This is a genomic window from Sphingomonas sp. (assembly GCF_048595155.1).
GTDB lineage: Bacteria > Pseudomonadota > Alphaproteobacteria > Sphingomonadales > Sphingomonadaceae > Sphingomonas_I.
Window position 1 is genome coordinate 108,055 of record NZ_JBMDXN010000074.1, and the last position, 17,129, is coordinate 125,183.

Sequence of the window (17,129 nt, forward strand, 5' to 3'; positions counted from 1 at the left end):
GGCTATTCCCCCTTATTCGTCATCGTCCCAACTCTCCCCCGCAAGCCACGGCAGGACGCGATCGTGGAATTCTTCCGGTTCGACCCGGCTGGCCGCATGGCCGCCGCCAAATTGCTGACAGCGGGTCGCGTTGGGCAAGGCTTGCGCAAGCGCGCGCCCTGCCTGCCATGGCACCAGCAGGTCATCACTCGTCGTAATCACGAGCACCGGGTGATCGATGCGCTGCAGATCGGAACCGGGATCATAAGCGCGTAAGGCGGCGATCCGCCGTTCAATTGTCTTGACGGGCGGAAAACTCGCAAGTTGCTGCGCCATGTCCTTTTCGAGCTCGTCGAAAAACGCCGACGCCCAGTGCGCCGGATACAGGAAGATCGGCTGTGCCCGGACATAGGCTTCCGGCCCGCTATCGCGCAGCAGCGCAAGCCGTGTGTCGAAGCAGAGCGCGGTGAAGGGATCGAGCTTCGCCCAGCCATTGACGACGATGAGCTTCGACAGGCGTGCGGGCGCGCGCAGGGCCAATGCCAGCCCGATCATTCCGCCGAGCGCGTGGCCGATGAAGTGGCATTTTTCGATCCCGATCGCGTCGAGCAGGGCGATCACGTCGCCTGCCATGGTGCCGATGGTGGTGTCCGCAGGCAGTGCGCGATCGCTCCGGCCGGTGCCGCGATGATCATAAAGGATGACCCGGTAGCGGGCGGCAAGCGCGGCCAGATTGGCATCCCAATAATGCGCCGACCCGCCCAAACCGGGCGAAAGAAGAAGCGGCTCGCCGTCCGGCGGCCCGTGCAATTCGTAATAGAGGCCGGCGGCCTCAGCCACCAATGTGCGCCACGGAGGCGATTTCAACCAGGCAATCCGGCTTCACCAGCTCGCACTTCACGCAATAACGGGCCGGCTTCGGCCCGGGGAAATATTCGGCATAAACCGTATTGAAGGCGGCATAATCGGCGAGATCCTTGAGAAAAATGTGGTTCATCGCGACGTCGGCCATGGTGGCGCCGGCGGCTTCCAAGGTTGTCTTGATCACCTCCAGCACATGGCGCGTCTGTGCCGCGGCGTCGCCGGGATGCAGCACCGCACCGCCCTCACCGAGCGCCAAAACGCCCGAGACATAGACCGTATTTCCGGCCTTCGCCCCAGCCGAATAGGGCGCGATCGGGGTCGGAAATTGGGGTGGGTTGATTGTTTCAAACGGCATATTTGGGACCTCCTTACCGCCCGTTAACAGCCTGATTCCAAGCGAAACCGACGACGCTAATCGGCACGAACGGATGACTCCGGGTCGGCCATCTGCCCGAAGCTGCCGCAGAAATCGGCGACGCTGCTGACCCAGCCGAAGAATTTCTCGACATTATAGACCGTCGCCTGCCGCACGAAATCGGGCCCGAGATGATGGGTCGCATCCTCCAGCATCACGCCGAAATATTCGAGATGGAAGCCGTCGCGTAATGTGCTTTCGACGCATACGTTGCTGGCAATGCCGACGAAGACGATGTTGCGGATGTTGCGGGCGCGCAGCGTCTGATCCAGCTGCGAGTTGAAGAAAGCGGAATAGCGCGTTTTGTGCAGCGAGATATCGCCGGGCTGCGGCGCCAGCCGATCGACCAGCGCATAGTCCCACCCGCCCCGCGCCAGCAATTGGCCGTTGAGCTCGGGGCGCATGCGCATCGTCTTCAGCGCATTCGACTTGTGCCAATTGGGCGATCCCCGGCCGCCCGCCTCGACATAATCGGGATCCCAGCCATTCTGCAGGTAGATGACCTGCACCCCCGCGGCGCGCGCGGTATCGAGCACGCTCGCGATCTTCTCGATCGTGGCGGAGGCGCCGGCGATGTCGAAGCCAGCCAGATCGACATAGCCGCCGGGCGAGGCATAAGCGTTCTGCATGTCGATCACCACGACGGCCGTATGATCGACAGCTAAGCGCAATGGTTCCGGCCGTGCGGGCAGCGTCACCATCCGAGAGGGGGCAAGGGCCGGCTCGACGATCGTACCGTTCTGCATGAGGGGATGGTGCAGGCTAAGTCCGTTGATCGCAAGCCTCGATCGGCAATGATGCGCTAGCGCCCCTCCAGCGCCGTTAGCGCCCGGCGTGCATCCGCTTTGTCCGGCTCGATCGCCAGCGCGCGCCGGTAAAAGTCCGCGGCGCAGCTCGTGTCGCGCACGATACCCGCCCCGGCCTGATAGGCGCGGCCGGCATTGAAGCAGCCTTCGGCAGCGCCCAGGTCGCAGGCCTTTTCGAACAGTGCGGCTGCGCGCGCCGCATCCTTGTCAACGCCGATGCCGCTCTGGACCATCGTGCCCAGATTGCCGCACGCGCCGGCTTCGTCCGCCTCACACGCACGTTCGTAAAGGGGCACGGCTCGTTCCGGCATCTTCCGCATGCCGATGCCCTGTTCGTACAAGACGCCCAGATTGTAGCAGCCATTGCTGTCGCCGCCGTCGCACCCTTTCTGGAACAGCGCACGGGCCCGCGCAGGCTTGTACATGTGGGAGCCACCAAGGATGTAGGAGGCGCCGAGGCCGGAACAGCCGGCGGCATTGCCGTGATCGCACGCAGCCTTGAAGTATCGCGCCGCACGGTCCGGATCTTTCGGCACGCCGCCGCCGGTGGCGTAGGCCAGGCCGATATTGGTGCAATCGGCCGCGCCACCGAGCGCGCACGCCCGCGCGAATGCGGCCGATGCGGCGCCCGCATCCTTGGCAACGCCTTCACCTTTGTTGTGCGCGATGCCGAGCCAGGTGCAGGCGCTCGCATCCCCTGCCCGACAGGCATGATCGTAGAGCGACGCGGCATGCGCCGAGTCCCGCGCGACGCCGTCGCCCTCCGCATAGAGCCGGCCGAGTTTCCGACAGGAAGGCGGATCGCCGCCGTCGCATTGTTTCTGCAGTTCCTCGGCTTCGTCCGATGACGAAGACGCTCGCTCCATCATGTCCTCGGGAGGATCCGCCGGGACGTCGGAGGTGGGCGCGGTGGATGCGATCGTCTCTGACGCGGCGTCATCCTGCGGTCGCGGCGGCGGGGTCTTGCCGGCCATCGCATCATGCAGATCATGCGCCTGTGCGGCCTTGTTGCCGCCAGCCAGCAAGGCCTCGGCGAACTTGACCTCGTCCACCTCCATCCGGAACTGGTCGTTGGCAACATGATCGCCATCGTCTCCGCAGGCGAAGTTGATCTCCGCATCTCCCAGCGAATCGGGCGGCACCGGCTGCATCGGGCTTGGCCGGGTCGGCGATTGACCGATCTGTCGGCCCTGCGCATCGAACTTGAACTGCCCCAGGAAGCTGAGGGTACGGCGCGTGCAATTCGCGCGCATATGCGTCTTCATCATCACCTGCGGCTCGCCGGGGTGGATGACATACATGGTCCAATAGGTGACGCTGTCTTTCTTCCGCTCGATCGATTTGGCGTCGATGAACACAACCCGGCCCGGCCCAGTGTTGACGAACCACCATTCGGACGCCGCAGCCGGCATTGCAACGAACGAAGCGGCCAGACATGTCGCAAGGCCTTTCCATGATCGACACGCCATCGCTTTCCCCCTGCCCCGCAGCTTCAATGGCTGCCTTCCTGCAGAACCGCCTTCCGCCGCACCGGTTTCCGCGTCAATGTTCGCCGCCCTTGCCGGCATCCGGCGCTCGTGCGATTGCTATGGGCCGCCTGTGGCAGGGGATTATGCGCATGAGGTTCGCACCCGCTTTCGCATCGCTCGCGCTGGCCGCCTGGAGCGGCGCGGCCACGGCGCAACCGTTGGCGGTGCCGACGCCCGAAGAGGCCAAGGCGGCAATCATCACCATGTTCGACGAACCGGGGATGACCAAATCGCTACAGGCCGGTCGCGTCGGGATCGGGACGTGCAAGAAAAGCAGCAAGCCCGAACATGGCGGCGAGGTCGCCTGCACCATCCTGCTGGTCGCGGGGGCAGCCTCCACGGAAACCCAGGCGAGCTTCTATCGGGAAGGTGGCAAGTGGGTGGCAGGGCCGACGGACGAAGATCTGCCTTTCCCCGACCCCAAGTTGCGCTAGCCCACGGCCACGTCGCGCGCGGAGGGATCCGGCCGGCCAAGCAGCGGCATACGCGTTTCGATCCAGTCCGCCAGCGCGCGCACCTTCTCCTCGGCCTCCCGACCAAGCGGCGTCAGGCTATATTCGACGTGGGGCGGCACCACGGCATATGCGGTGCGATCCACCAGCCCGTCTTGCTCAAGCCATTGCAGCGTTTGCGCCAGCATCCGTTCGCTGACGCCGCCAATCTCGCGGCGTAGGGCGCTGAATCGACGCTTGCCTTGGCTGAGCGCAATCAACACCAGCACGCCCCAGCGACTGGTGATGTGGCGCAACACCTCACGCGAGGGGCAATTGGCCGCCATCAGGTCGCCGCGCAACAGCTTATCGGATAGCGATGGCGGCGATGGCGGCGATGCGGCGGACTTTTCCATACTTACGCTAACGTACGTACTTACTTCTAGTTAGCAAGGTTTCTATCTCGCGCTGGCTCAAGCTGGAGGTTTACCATGACAATCGCCGTCACGGGTGCAAGCGGACATCTGGGTCGTCTTGCGCTGAAATCGTTCGCCGCTCGCGCGCCTGGCGCGCCTGGCGCGCGCCCGATCGCGCTCGCCCGCGATCCCGCCAAGCTTTCGGATCCCTCGGTCGAGACACGCAGCTTCGATTATGATCGCCCTGACGCCCTTGCGGTATCGCTTGCCGGCGTTGAGACGCTGGTGTTGATTTCGTCGAGCGAAGTCGGAAAGCGGATCGCGCAACATCGTGCCGTCATTGCCGCGGCCAAGGCCGCCGGCGTCGGCCGGATCCTGTATACAAGCCTGCTCCATGCGGATGTTTCGCCGCTTTCGTTGGCGCAGGAGCATCTGGCGACCGAGGCGGATCTGGCCGCGTCGGGCCTGCGCTTCACCATCCTGCGCAACGGCTGGTATTCGGAAAATTATGTCGGCTCGATCCACGCGGCGCTTCATCATGGCGCGCTGATCGGCAGCGCCGGGGAGGGCCGCATCTCCTCGGCGGCACGGGCGGATTATGCGGACGCGCTGGCCGTCGTCGCTGCCGGCGACGCGCATGACGGCAAGACATATGAGCTGGCGGGCGATACGGCCTGGAAGATGGCGGATCTGGCGGCCGAAATATCCCATCAGGCCGGCCGCGACATCCCCTATCGCAACCTGCCGGAGCAGGATTATGCGGCCGTGCTGATCAGTGCGGGACTTCCCGAGGGCCTAGCGCATGCGGTAGCGGGGTGGGACGCGGGCGCCGCAAAAGACGCGCTGTTCGACGATGGGCACCAGCTTTCTTCGTTGATCGGGCATCCGACGACGTCTTTGTCGGTTACCGTGGCGCAGGCCGTGCAGGACGCCTGACGCACCGGTCGTACGGAATGTCTGCGCGGCCGGCTTTCATGAAGGATTTCGCTTGCCAGACGCCGACACGCCCGCCCCCCGGCGGACTTTCGCACCCGGGCTCGTCCATATCACGCTGGCCCTTGGCGGCTTTGCGATCGGTACGACCGAGTTTGCTACGATGAGCTTGCTGCCGGATTTCAGCCGGGGGCTGGGCGTGGACGCGCCGACCGGCGGCCATGTGATCAGCGCCTATGCCTTCGGCGTGGTCGTTGGTGCGCCGTTGCTGGCGGTGCTGGGCGCGCGCATGAGCCGGCGGATGCTGCTGGTGCTGTTGATGGCCGCGTTCGCGGTCGGCAATGCGCTGAGTGCGGTAGCGCCATCCTTCCGCGTTCTGCTGATCTTCCGCTTCCTCGCCGGGCTGCCGCACGGCGCCTATTTTGGGACGGCTGCGCTGGTTGCCGCCAGCCTTGTTCCGCCAGAGCGGCGAACGATGGCGGTGGGCCGCGTCATGCTGGGCCTGACGGTGGCGACAATCATCGGGGTGCCGCTCGCCAATGCGCTGGGCCATTGGTTGGGATGGCGATGGGGCTTCGGCATCGTCGCGATCATCGCTGTGCTCACCGCACTGCTGGTGCTGGCGATCGCGCCCGCCGATCCACCGGCACAGGGTGCGTCGCCCCTCCGCGAGCTGACGGCTCTGCGGCGCGGGCAGGTGTGGCTGACATTAGCGATCGGGGCGATCGGTTTCGGCGGAATGTTCGCAGTCTACACCTACCTCGCCTCCACCTTGAGCCAAGTTACGCACGCGCCCGATTATGGTCTCACGCTGGTGTTGACGGTGTTCGGGGTCGGCTTGACGCTAGGCAATCTGATCGTGCCGCGCTTTGCCGATCGCGCGCTGATGCCGACAGCGGGCGGATTGCTGGTGTGGAGTGCGGTTTCGCTGGCGCTCTATCCGTTCGCGGCGGGCCACTTGTGGTCGATCACGCTGGCCGTGCTTGCCATCGGCATTGGCGGCGCGTTGGGCACGGTATTGCAGACGCGTCTGATGGATGTGGCCGGCGATGCCCAGGGGCTGGCCGCCGCTCTCAACCATTCGGCGTTCAACACCGCCAACGCGCTCGGCCCCCTGCTCGGCGGCATGGCGATCGCGGCCGGTTATGGCTGGACTTCGACCGGCTGGGTTGGCTGCGGCCTTGCGCTCGGCGGTCTCACAATTTGGGGCATTGCCGTTCTGGCGGACCGCGCGACCGGATCGAAGCACGACGGCGACTTCAGGCTGGCCGGGAGCAAGCTGTAGTCAGCTCCCGACGCCGCGTCGGCGGCATCGGTTGACAGGCGCCGAGGCGCGTAGCAGCATCCCATCAAGGACACCGCTCCTGTCTGGTACGCGCACCGCCGCCCCTGCCCAAGCGAGAGATGATATGGCTGACGTCAGCGTGTCCGACATTGCGTTTGGGCGTGCAGCACCCGGCATCTGCGTGCGCGACATTCAGAAAGCCCATGACTTCTATGCGGGTCGGCTGGGCTTCCGGAAAGTGTTCGAGAATGGCGATCCGGTCGGCTTCATGGTCCTGAAAAAGGATCGCGCCGAAATCCATCTGAGCCTGAAGCCGGATCACAAAGCATCGACGGTCAACGTGATGCATCTCTTCGTGAGCGATGCAGCGGCGCTTTACGCGATCTGCGAGAATGCCGGCATTCGGATCATCAAGCGGCTGACCGACAAAGCCTATGGCCAACGCGCGTTCGTGTTCGCCGATCCGGACGGCAATCGGATCGATGTGGGTGAGCGCCTGCCCTGATCACCCGGCAACGCGTATCACCGACGCCTTGCCGGAGATAGAGCCAAGGCGGTAGACGCCACCGCCGTGCTTGCCCCCCACCTCCATCCCCGCGACGATTGGCGCGTGCTGCGCGATCGCTTTGCCGCCGGCGGTCGGGTGCAGATTCCGAACTTCCTGGCACATGGATCCGCCGAGGCGTTGCGCGGCGCGTTGCTGCGTCGTCAGGACTGGCGCCATGTCATAAGCGGGGAAAGCAATGTGTTCGAGATCGCCCGTACCGATCTTGACGCGATGGCTGCGGCGCAGCGTACGATCCTTGAGCAGGCGCTTCATGCGGAAGCGACGCACGGCTTCCGCTTCCGCTATGATCTGATCCGCGTGCCCGAACCGCTTCCCCAAGGCCTTGCAGATGATCCGGACGAGGATGCGCTGATCGCCTTTGCCCGCCTGATGAACGCGCCCGCCACGCTGGACGCGCTGCGCAGGCTGGATCCGGACACGGATGTGACCTTCGCTGACGCGCAGGCGACGCGCTACACGCACGGCGATTTCCTCACGCGGCATGATGACGCCGTGGCGGGTAAGGGCCGGCGCATGGCCTATGTCCTGGGGTTGACCCCGGACTGGGCACCGGAATGGGGCGGGCTGCTGCTCTTCCACGGACCGGACGGCAGCGTGATCGAAGCTTTCGCGCCGCGCTTCAACACGCTGAGTCTCTTCACCGTACCTCAGCCCCATAGTGTCAGCTTTATCGCGCCTTATGCGGGCATGGCGCGTCTATCCGTCACCGGTTGGTTGCGAACGCAAAGCTAGAGGGGGGAACTTCCGGTTACTGCATCGACCAGAGCAATGGCCCGGTCGATGCGCGCGCCGTGCGCGGTTTCGATGGCGGCGTTGGCAGCGGCCTCCTCGTCCGCGGAATAGCGCGTGCCGGGATATTTGGCATGATCGATCAGCATCCGGTCCGGCGGGGGCGCGATATCCAAGGTGCGCGCGGCCTTGAGCAACGCAGCATGGGGATCAGAACGCAAGGCTTCGAAGCACAGCCAATGATCCGCATTCCAGCCACCCACGACGGCCGCCGCGCGGAACAGCGCCAGCTGAAAATCGTACAGCAGGATTGCGAGCATCAGCAACCGATCGTCGGGTTCCTCGGGGAGCGCCAGAATGGCAGCGAGGCGATGTGCGGAGGTCGTGTCGGCATTGGCAAGATGGACGCAGGCGCGTGCGGCAAAAGCGATCCGCGCCGGCCCGCCGCGCAGGACCGCCACGGCGAAGGCGCGGCGCTCCATCGTCAGGAAGAGTGGTCGCAGGCGCGCCGGCGCCGCAACAAGGTCAGGCAACAGCGCGTTCACCCAGTTGGAGGGCTTGATCACGACTGCCTCGCCGTCCGCCCAGCGGCGGTAGAGGGCGACGCGGACGGCGGTGAGAAGATCCGGGAAGGTCGTATCATGCTGGCCATCGCGATCGAGGATCGAGCGGTAGGCGGCGAGGTCAGTCAAAGCCTGCGGCTCACGCAGGACCAGCGCCGCTCCAGGCCGGTCAAGCAGGCTTGCCAACAGGGTCGAACCGCAAAAGCCGACGTGGAACACAATCCGGTCGACCGTCGCGACCGCGGGTGATGATATTGGCAGCGCGGCGTCAACCGGATCCCCCTCCCAATAGGGAATGCGTCCATCGAGGAAAGGTGTAGCCCGCAGCGCCGCCGGGGTCGTCGATACGAACGTGCCTAGCCGTGCCGCAGGATCGAGCTTGTGGAGAAAGTTATGCGATCGTGGTGCCATCTGCTGCTTCCGTCAGGCGAGCGCGAGCCATGCCCGGCCGCCTTATAAGCCCGTCGGCCCACGAAGACTGCTTTTTCGCCAAGAACAGGCGAGCGCGCGAGACGAAGCCTCGCGCGCCGCAAGAATGACGATCCTCGTCGAAATCTCACAAGGGATCTGCCGGGCGCCCGAGCCCCCGGCAGTCCGTCTTAGAATTTCGCGGTGAAGCCCGCGAAGAAGGTGCGGCCGATCACGTCATAAGCAACCGGGAAGGTGCTGCCGGCATTGTAGTCGTTACCGACCGTATCGCCGACGATCGGCGACTTCTTGTCGAACAGATTCTGTATGCCAAGGCGCAAGGTGAACGCCTTGCTGACGTCGATGCTCGCGGTTTCATCGAAGTAGCTGTAGGCCGGGATACGCGACTTCAGGATGTCGGTGCCGATATCCTCCTTGACCGCACCCAGGAAGCGCCAGCGTGTTTGCAGATCGATACCGGCGAAGCCGAGATCGACCGACGCCGTGTGTTTCCATTTCGGGATCGGCTGGAGGTTGCATGCGGAGCCGAACCGGCCGGCGCACTGGATGGCCGCCGACGTCGGATCGGCCTGCTGCTTATAGTTGATCGTATAGGTGCCGGCGAACGACAAGGCATAATGGAAGCGGTCCGCGTTGCCGCCATTATAGCCGATCGCCACGTCGATGCCGTCGGTCTTCTTGTTCGCGATATTCCCCAATTGCTGCGGAACGCCATATTGCAGATTGCCGCTTAGCGAACCGTTCAGCGGATTGCGCTTGATGCTCTGGCACACCGCGCTGGTCGGATCCTGCGACTGGTTGAAGCACTGATCGATTATGATCTGCGGCGGCGTCACGTCGATCGCGTTGGCGATGTTGATGTTGAAATAATCGACGGAGACCGTGAGCGCACGGAAACGCACCGGGTTGATGACGACACCCACCGTATAGGTGTCCGACTTTTCCGCCCGCAGATTGGGGTTGCCGCCGGTGAAGACGTTGATCTGGCCGGATATGGGCTGCGGGATGTTGCCCACGCCCGGCGCGCCCTGCGCGGTGCAGATGCTGGCGATAGCGGCCGGCACGTTGCCGCCGGCGCAAGGATCGTTCGACAGGCTGCCGGTGCCGCCGACCACCGGCGAGAACAGCTCATAGATGTTCGGTGCACGCACCGCGCGCTGGTAGATGCCACGGAAGCGCACGCCTTCCACCGGGCTCCAGTCTCCGCCCGCCTTGTAGGTGTAGACGCTGCCGACGGTCGAATAATCGGAATAGCGGAAGCCGCCTTCGAAATTGAGCGCGCGGATGAACGGCTTGTCCGTCACCAGCGGCATCTTCAACTCGATATAGGCTTCCTTGGTGTTGTAGCTGCCGGAGATGCTCTGCCCCTGGCCGTAATAGATCAGGTCGCCCGACGCATACGCGGCGTCGGCGACGCTGCTGGCACGTTCGCGGCGATATTCCACACCGATCGAGACGGCAGCGGAGCGATCCGCAAACGGGCTCTTCAGGAAGTTCAGGTCACCATTGATGTCGGCACCGAACACCAGCTGGCTCGACTTGCTGTCGACGGCGCCGTTGCGCTCGACGAAGGCGAGCTGGCTGGCGGGAATCGTCCCGGTGGTGAAGACGTTGATCGGAACGCAGCCGTTGGAAGGATCGCGGCACACCGGCCCGTTGGGACCGGCCACGGCGTCGATCGCCTGGCTGAGCGCGTTATAGGACAGGTCGTTCAGCAGATCCTGATGGCGCTTGGTCTGCCCATATTGGCCGTACACTTCCCAGTTGAAACCGGATAGGTCGCCGCGCAGCCCTGCCATCACCTGATAATTCTTGGTGACGAAATTCTGCTCGCGTCCGCCGGTTTCGGTCATGCGGCGGCGTATGCCGACCGTCGACGTGCCGTCCGGGTTGAGAGCAACGCCCGGTGCGAAGAAAGTGGCTCGCTCGCCGTCGGTGAGGAAGGGATTATCCGGTGAGATATCGAACGTGTATCCGGCGGTTGCCGTCGGGGCGAGTACCGTTGAAACCTTGGAGTGCACATAATTGGCGCGACCGAACGCCTCGATATTGTCGGTCAGTTCATAGCGAGCGAGCGCCATGACGTTATAGCGTTCGAACGGTGTCTGGGCGTAATTGACCGGCGTGAAGTTATAGAGATTGTAGATCGGGACCAGGGCGCCGGCATCATTGACCTGGAGCTGATCGCCATTGGCAAGGTCGAACACGGTCGGATTGGTGTTGGATGAACCCGCGCTGCTCTTCAGATCGCTGGATTCGATGGCGTTGCTGTTGCGGGGGCGGGCGCCAAATTTCACGCCGTCGCGCTTGGAATAGCCGGCCGATACCACAAGGTTGCCGCGCTCGCCCAGCTTGACGCCGCCGGTGAGACTGCCGTCATATTGGGCTCCATCGCCATATTTGCTGATCTGGGAGCTGCCGTCTGCGCGCAGACCGGTGAAGCGATCGTCGAGGATGAAATTGACGACGCCGGCGATCGCATCCGAGCCATAGACAGCCGAAGCACCGCCCGTCAGCACGTCGACCCGCTTGATCAGCGCGGTCGGGATGGTGTTGACGTCGACCGTACCGTTCGTGTCGTAGGCGGGCGCGCGCTTGCCATCGATCAGAACAAGGGTGCGCTGCGCGCCAAGGCCGCGCAGATCGACCGTTGCCGTGCCATCGCCGGGATTGTTGCTGGCGGCGCCAGCCGACGGCAGGAATTGCGGGTTGGCATTCAGGATCTGCTCCACGGTCACCGCATTGTTGACCTTGAGCGCGGCGCCACTGATCGTCGAGACCGGGCTGCTGGAGGTAAGATCCGGACGCTCGATGCGCGAGCCGGTGACGACGATTTCCTGCGATGGGTCGGCGGCAGTGCCGGTGGTGTCAGGCGTTGCCGGCACAGTCGCCGCCGTGCTGGCGGCCGGCGCGCTATCCTGCGCAGCGGCAGGTGAGGCAATCAGTAGGGCAAGAGCCATAGGGGTAAAGCCACCCGCCAATGCGGAGGTGGCACGCAAGAAGCTTACATGAGGCATGGTGGTTTCCTTCTCCACCGATCGCGCGAAGGGGCGGCGCGGCCGTGGCGAGGCGGGCCGTTACGCCTGCACGATACCCGCCGGAAAGCCCCACTTCGGACGGATTGGAAGCTTAATTGCCACGCTGTCACGTATCAGCAACATTATGCGGCGAACGGTTACAGGCGGCCGCCAAAATGTGGCTCAGCTCGTCGCAATTGTAACATTCATGCGTATCGCTCCCACTGTGCGGCGTGCCCAGAGACAGCCGATACCAGTGAATTGAAATGTTCGGACCAGGAGTCCGCCGAGTCGGTCCGGCCGTGCGTGTCCAGATTTGTCACAGCAATGCCGCGCTCTTCCCGAGTTTTCTCTCCGCCCTCCGCTACCGCTGCAACGTCAATTCGCACGCTTGACGCTGATAATCCTCACATTTATCGTATTAATGAAAATTAATTAAATTGGGGGGTGCGCGGCATTGCCCCTGTTGAGGGAGATGACCGTGCTTGGCCTTTCCAAGATCCTGCTTCTCGCCGGCGTTTCGGCTGGCGCCATCACGGCTGCGGCACCAGCCGCTGCACAGACGGGTCCGGCGCCCGTGGGCCCGGCGGCGACCTTGCCCAATACCGATCAGCCGACGGGCGCCGATCCCGCTGCAACGGCTCCGGTGGGTGCAGGCGCCGACGCACAGGAAGTGGTCGTGACCGGGCGCCGCCAAGCCTTGCAGAATGCCACCGAGCGCAAGCGTAATTCCGACACCGTGATCGACTCGATCGTTGCCGACGATGCCGGCAAATTGCCCGACAACTCCATCACGGAGGTGCTGCAGCGCGTCCCGGGCGTGACGATCGTGCGCTTTGCCGCGCTGGGCGATCCCGATCGTTTCTCGGTTGAGGGATCCGGCATCCAGGTGCGCGGTCTGTCCAGCGTGCTGGCAACGCTGAACGGCCGGGAGATTACCGGCGCCAATGGTGGCGGCGGTCTCAGCTGGAATGAGGTGACGCCGGAGCTGATGGCTGCGGTGGACGTCTATAAGGCCAGCACGGCGGACCGTATCGAAGGCGGCATCGGCGGTGCGGTCGATCTGCGCACTAAAATGCCCTTCGACTTCAGCAAGCCGTCCATCGCGGGAACGTTATCCGGCGGCTATGGCGATCTATCGAAGAAGGGGTCTTATGGCGGATCGGTACTGGCGACCGACACGTGGGAAACCGGCATCGGCAAGATCGGCGTCCTGATCGACGTTGCCTATAACAAGCTGCGCTCGAAGAGCTCCTTCATTCGCGCGGAGCCGTATTACCCGCGGGTGATCGATGGCCAGACCCGCTACATTCCCGGTGGCTTCGATTACGGGCAGGAGCAATTCTCCCGTCGCCGGCAAGGCTTTTACGAAGCGGTGCAGTGGGAGCCGGCGAGCAATCTGCGCCTGTTCCAGACCGCCTTCATCAGCAATTATCGCAGCGATCGGAACGAGACCGGCGTGTTCGCCGTGCCCAGCAATACCGATCCGACCTTGTTCCCCGTTCCCGGCAGCGACGCCGTCTATGACGACAATGGCATATTGAAGAGCGCCAGCAGCCTGCGGCCCAGCGGCCAGGCGAACTTCACTGCCGGATCGCTGACCGGCCAAACGACCGTTTCCAATCAGGAAAACGAAACGCGCGACTTCAGCCAGGGCTTTACCTGGGAACCAGCCTCCAACCTTCGTGTCGGCGGCGCGCTACAGTTCATCCAATCCTTCTCTCACACCGACCGGATGGGCGCGGCCAATCAGAATTCGATGAGCAGCTTCGGTTTCGATGCGACCGGGGGCTTGCCGAACTTCTCGCTCGTACCGACCAACGATCTGAGCGACCGTTCCAGCTATCAGTGGACGAGCTTCTCGTTCGCGCCGGATCGCAATCGCGCGCGGTCGACCGCTGCCAACCTGGATCTGACCTGGACGGTCGGCGATGGCTTCATCCGCCAGCTTCAGGTCGGCGCACGCTATGCCAACCGGCGCGAACGCGACAATCAGATCGGCACCTATTGGTCGGCGCTGGGCCGCGACTGGAATGGATCGCCGCAGCGGACATTGGCCGACGGCGGTCCGGGGGATTCGCAGTTCGAAGGGTTCAGCAACTTCTTCAAGAACGATATCGGCGCGCCCGTTGCGCTCTTCATCCCCAGCTTCGGCACGATCGGGACGTTCGACCCGGTCTATCTGCAACAGACCTATGGCTATGACACCAGCGTCAATCCGAACGGCCCCAATCCGGTCGGCCAGCAAAATCGTTACGGCGAATTCTTCACCCGGGTGAAGAACAAGGCGGCCTATGTGCAGGCACGCTTTGGCGGCGGCTCCGATGTACGGTTCGACGGTAATATCGGCTTGCGCGTTGTGCGGATCAACGTGAACGGCACCGGCAATGAGGTGCTGAATTTCCCGCAATTCTATTATTCCCAGGCGGACGCCAATGCGGATCTGGCCGCCGGCGGCGGCAACGCCATTGCCGCTTTCAGCTCCTCAGAGGTGCGCGCCGCCAGCAATAACTACACGCGCTTCCTGCCGTCGTTCAATCTCAACGTACGACCGACCGATCAGCTGGCGCTGCGCGTCGCGGTGACGCGCACCATGTCGATGCCGGACTTCGTCTCCACGCGCGTCACGCGCACAATCGGCATCAACACCGCCACCAACGCCAATAATAATGGCACCAACAGCTATGCGCCCATCTTCAACGGCTTCACGGCAGAACGTGGTAACCCGGATCTGAAGCCGACGATGGCGCTCAACTTCGATCTGAGTGCGGAATATTATCAGGGTAACAGCTTCAACGCGCATGTCGGCCTGTTCCACAAAAGGCTGAAGGACCTGATCCTGTACGGCAACACCCTGCGTCCCTATTCGCAGACCTTCACCCGTCCCGATGGCAGCACGGTTAATGCCACCGGCCTGATCAACGCCAACGAAGTTTATAACGCGACCCAGGTATCGAAGCTGACAGGTGCCGAGATTGGCGGACGCAAATTCTTTGATGGGTTGCCCGCGCCGTTCGACGGGATCGGCATCGAAGCGAACTACACCTATATCGACAGCAAGTCGCCCAGCGCGCTGGCGCGCGACATCAATGGCGAACTGATCGGCGGCCTGCCGATCGTCGGGCTCTCGAAGCATAATTACAATGTGCAGTTGCTGTATGAGAAGGAGCCGATCTCCTTCCGTCTCGCTTATTCGTGGCGCAGCAAATATCTGCAGACGACCAACGGCAACGGCACCAATCCGACCTATCTGCGCGTCGCAGCAGATGGTTCGCAGCAGACGATCAACGCGCTGCTGCCGGTCTATGGCGCCTCCTATGGCCAGCTCGACGGCGGCATTACCATCACCATCAACGAGCATCTGAAGGCCTATGTGCAGGGCACCAACCTGACCAACGCCAAGACGAAGACCTTAATGGGCGGCTACCCCGGCGGTTCGAACCTGGTCCGCAGCTGGTTCGTGTCGGATACGCGCTATGAAGGGGGCATCAACCTCAGCTTCTGATCGTGGCAGCGATGAAGGAACGCTGCTTGATCGCATCACCCGACCGGGCCCACAGCACGGCTTCGCGATCCTTGCGGATGGCGCGGCCGTTGCTGTGAGGGAAGGATGGGCATGATCCGCAATGTGATCATCGTCGGGGGCGGAACGGCCGGGTGGATCACTGCCGCCTACCTCGCCAAGCGCTTGAATGCGGGTGCGCCCGGCGGGGTCACCATCACCGTCATCGAGTCTCCCGACATCGGCATCATCGGCGTTGGCGAAGGCACCTTCCCCAGCATCCGCAAGACGCTGCAAACCATCGGCATCGACGAAGCCGAGCTCATCCGCACCTGCAGCGCGACGTTCAAGCAGGGCATTCGCTTCACTGGCTGGCGCACCGCGCCCGCAGGCGAGCCGGATCACCATTACTTCCATCCGTTTCAGATCAGCGCCGATCATGACGGGTTAGACCTGCTACCCTATTGGTTGCTCGGCGCTGCCGGAGATACACCGTGGGCAGCCGTCAACACGGTACAGAAGCCTGCGGCGGACGGGTGCCTGGCGCCGAAGCTGATCTCGCATCCCGACTATGTCGGCCCCTTGGCTTATGCCTATCATTTCGATGCGGTTCGCCTGGCGCATTTGTTGCGTTCCACCGCGATCGGCCTAGGCGTGCGGCATGTGCAGGATAAGGTGCGCGGTGTTGCGCTCGCCGAGAACGGCCATATCGCGCATCTCCAGTGCGACGCGTCCGGTATCGTCACGGGCGACTTCTATATCGATTGCACCGGTTTTCGCGCGCAGCTGATCGGCGAGGCGCTGGGCCGACCTTTCCACTCGCGGCGAAGCGAGCTGTTCGTAAACCGCGCCGCCGCCATCCAGATTCCGTATGATCGCCCCCATGCGGCGATCCCATCCCAGACGTTCGCCGCGGCACAGGAGGGCGGATGGATCTGGGATATCGGCCTGCACGAACGCCGCGGCACCGGCTATGTCTATTCCGCCGATCATGTCAGCGATGACGAAGCTGTGGGTCAATTGCGTGCTTATCTGGGCGACGGCGCGAAGGATCTGGAGCCGCGCCGGCTGAGGTTCGAAGCAGGCTATCGCCAACAGCAATGGCACGGAAATTGTGTCGCGATCGGACTGGCTGCCGGCTTTATCGAACCGCTCGAAGCCACCGGAATCGGCTTCGCCGAGATCGCGGCGCTTTACTTGGCCAATCTGTTTCCGTGGGAAGGCGCTTTCGATATCGGCGCGCGCCAGTTCAACCGGATGATGACGAAGCGCTACGATAATGTGGTCGATTTCATCAAGCTGCATTATTGCCTGAGCGATCGGCGCGACACGGCGTTCTGGCGCGACAATACCGACCGATCGACGCGATCCGATGCGTTGCAGGATCGGCTCGACCGCTGGCGGCATCGCGCACCCGATTTTATCGACGTCGACTTGAACCACGACGTCTTTACCGCCGCCAATTGGCAATATGTCCTCTATGGGATGGGCTATCATACCGATCTGAGCGCACAGGCCAGTTCGTACCGGTATTTCGAGGATGCACAGCGCGTCTTCGCGGACGTGCGCCAGCAGCAGGCCAATGCCGCCCGGTTGTTGCCGTCCCATCGCGCGCTGGTGGACCAGATCATCCGCCCCGGCATGCGCTTTCCGGCGCGCTGAC

Annotated in this window: 14 protein-coding genes; 7 read left to right on the forward strand and 7 right to left on the reverse strand. The window is 63.4% G+C overall.

From position 1 onward, the window contains the following. Positions 1-12: 12 nt before the first annotated feature. Genes rutD through ACOJSI_RS12065 form a run of 4 tightly spaced genes read right to left on the reverse strand, consistent with a single transcriptional unit; the run spans position 13 to position 3,533 of the window. The gene (gene rutD, locus ACOJSI_RS12050) at positions 13-819 is read right to left on the reverse strand and encodes a pyrimidine utilization protein D (RefSeq protein ID WP_420138531.1); all 807 of its coding nucleotides are present in this window, start codon (positions 817-819) and stop codon (positions 13-15) included. Continuing rightward, positions 812-1,198 (reverse strand): pyrimidine utilization protein C, encoded by a 387-nt coding sequence (gene rutC / locus ACOJSI_RS12055; protein ID WP_420138532.1) that lies wholly within the window; start codon positions 1,196-1,198, stop codon positions 812-814. The genes rutD and rutC overlap by 8 nt, the downstream gene beginning before the upstream one ends. Before the next feature lie 56 nt (positions 1,199-1,254). After that, a complete protein-coding gene (rutB, locus tag ACOJSI_RS12060) occupies positions 1,255-2,004 on the reverse strand; it encodes a pyrimidine utilization protein B (RefSeq protein ID WP_420138533.1) in 750 nt (249 codons plus the stop codon). A gap of 56 nt (positions 2,005-2,060) precedes the next feature. Then, positions 2,061-3,533 (reverse strand): tetratricopeptide repeat protein, encoded by a 1,473-nt coding sequence (locus ACOJSI_RS12065; RefSeq protein ID WP_420138534.1) that lies wholly within the window; start codon positions 3,531-3,533, stop codon positions 2,061-2,063. A gap of 149 nt (positions 3,534-3,682) precedes the next feature. Here ACOJSI_RS12065 and ACOJSI_RS12070 point away from each other — a divergent pair, with 149 nt between their 5' ends. Further along, positions 3,683-4,027, forward strand: a complete 345-nt coding sequence (locus ACOJSI_RS12070) for a hypothetical protein (protein ID WP_420138535.1) — start codon at positions 3,683-3,685, stop codon at positions 4,025-4,027. On the opposite strand, the gene ACOJSI_RS12075 is transcribed toward ACOJSI_RS12070, so the two are convergent. Next, positions 4,024-4,440, reverse strand: a complete 417-nt coding sequence (locus ACOJSI_RS12075) for a winged helix-turn-helix transcriptional regulator (RefSeq protein ID WP_420138536.1) — start codon at positions 4,438-4,440, stop codon at positions 4,024-4,026. The genes ACOJSI_RS12070 and ACOJSI_RS12075 overlap by 4 nt on opposite strands. Before the next feature lie 75 nt (positions 4,441-4,515). Between ACOJSI_RS12075 and ACOJSI_RS12080 the strand changes: the two genes are divergently transcribed. From ACOJSI_RS12080 to ACOJSI_RS12095, 4 genes are all read left to right on the forward strand, one after another. Further along, positions 4,516-5,376, forward strand: coding sequence for an SDR family oxidoreductase (locus ACOJSI_RS12080; RefSeq protein WP_420138537.1), 861 nt, complete (start codon positions 4,516-4,518; stop codon positions 5,374-5,376). A 52-nt stretch (positions 5,377-5,428) separates the two neighbouring features. Beyond that, positions 5,429-6,658, forward strand: coding sequence for an MFS transporter (locus ACOJSI_RS12085; RefSeq protein WP_420138538.1), 1,230 nt, complete (start codon positions 5,429-5,431; stop codon positions 6,656-6,658). A gap of 124 nt (positions 6,659-6,782) precedes the next feature. Then, positions 6,783-7,163, forward strand: coding sequence for a VOC family protein (locus ACOJSI_RS12090; protein WP_420138539.1), 381 nt, complete (start codon positions 6,783-6,785; stop codon positions 7,161-7,163). Positions 7,164-7,229: 66 nt separating this feature from the next. Continuing rightward, on the forward strand, positions 7,230-7,958 hold the full coding sequence (locus tag ACOJSI_RS12095) for a 2OG-Fe(II) oxygenase (RefSeq protein WP_420138540.1): 729 nt from the start codon (positions 7,230-7,232) through the stop codon (positions 7,956-7,958). Here the strand turns inward: ACOJSI_RS12095 and ACOJSI_RS12100 are convergent. Both ACOJSI_RS12100 and ACOJSI_RS12105 read right to left on the reverse strand, forming a co-directional pair. Then, positions 7,955-8,929 carry a hypothetical protein gene (locus tag ACOJSI_RS12100; protein ID WP_420138541.1) on the reverse strand — a complete coding sequence of 325 codons (975 nt, stop codon included), beginning with the start codon at positions 8,927-8,929 and terminating at the stop codon, positions 7,955-7,957. The genes ACOJSI_RS12095 and ACOJSI_RS12100 overlap by 4 nt on opposite strands. Before the next feature lie 188 nt (positions 8,930-9,117). Next, positions 9,118-11,964 carry a TonB-dependent receptor gene (locus ACOJSI_RS12105; RefSeq protein ID WP_420138542.1) on the reverse strand — a complete coding sequence of 949 codons (2,847 nt, stop codon included), beginning with the start codon at positions 11,962-11,964 and terminating at the stop codon, positions 9,118-9,120. A 475-nt stretch (positions 11,965-12,439) separates the two neighbouring features. Between ACOJSI_RS12105 and ACOJSI_RS12110 the strand changes: the two genes are divergently transcribed. Together ACOJSI_RS12110 and ACOJSI_RS12115 are read left to right on the forward strand one after the other, a co-directional pair. Further along, positions 12,440-15,469 (forward strand): TonB-dependent receptor, encoded by a 3,030-nt coding sequence (locus ACOJSI_RS12110; protein ID WP_420138621.1) that lies wholly within the window; start codon positions 12,440-12,442, stop codon positions 15,467-15,469. Between the two features lie 111 nt (positions 15,470-15,580). Further along, a complete protein-coding gene (locus tag ACOJSI_RS12115; protein WP_420138543.1) occupies positions 15,581-17,128 on the forward strand; it encodes a tryptophan halogenase family protein in 1,548 nt (515 codons plus the stop codon). Position 17,129: the final 1 nt, after the last annotated feature.

Excerpts from the sequence above, each read along its gene's own strand:
- rutC (WP_420138532.1), bottom strand. The coding sequence starts at position 1,198 with ATGCCGTTTGAAACAATCAACCCACCCCAATTTCCGACCCCGATCGCG.
- rutB (WP_420138533.1), bottom strand. The coding sequence starts at position 2,004 with ATGCAGAACGGTACGATCGTCGAGCCGGCCCTTGCCCCCTCTCGGATG.
- ACOJSI_RS12065 (WP_420138534.1), bottom strand. The coding sequence starts at position 3,533 with ATGGCGTGTCGATCATGGAAAGGCCTTGCGACATGTCTGGCCGCTTCG.
- ACOJSI_RS12070 (WP_420138535.1), top strand. The coding sequence starts at position 3,683 with ATGAGGTTCGCACCCGCTTTCGCATCGCTCGCGCTGGCCGCCTGGAGC.
- ACOJSI_RS12075 (WP_420138536.1), bottom strand. The coding sequence starts at position 4,440 with ATGGAAAAGTCCGCCGCATCGCCGCCATCGCCGCCATCGCTATCCGAT.
- ACOJSI_RS12080 (WP_420138537.1), top strand. The coding sequence starts at position 4,516 with ATGACAATCGCCGTCACGGGTGCAAGCGGACATCTGGGTCGTCTTGCG.
- ACOJSI_RS12090 (WP_420138539.1), top strand. The coding sequence starts at position 6,783 with ATGGCTGACGTCAGCGTGTCCGACATTGCGTTTGGGCGTGCAGCACCC.
- ACOJSI_RS12100 (WP_420138541.1), bottom strand. The coding sequence starts at position 8,929 with ATGGCACCACGATCGCATAACTTTCTCCACAAGCTCGATCCTGCGGCA.
- ACOJSI_RS12105 (WP_420138542.1), bottom strand. The coding sequence starts at position 11,964 with ATGCCTCATGTAAGCTTCTTGCGTGCCACCTCCGCATTGGCGGGTGGC.
- ACOJSI_RS12110 (WP_420138621.1), top strand. The coding sequence starts at position 12,440 with ATGACCGTGCTTGGCCTTTCCAAGATCCTGCTTCTCGCCGGCGTTTCG.
- ACOJSI_RS12115 (WP_420138543.1), top strand. The coding sequence starts at position 15,581 with ATGATCCGCAATGTGATCATCGTCGGGGGCGGAACGGCCGGGTGGATC.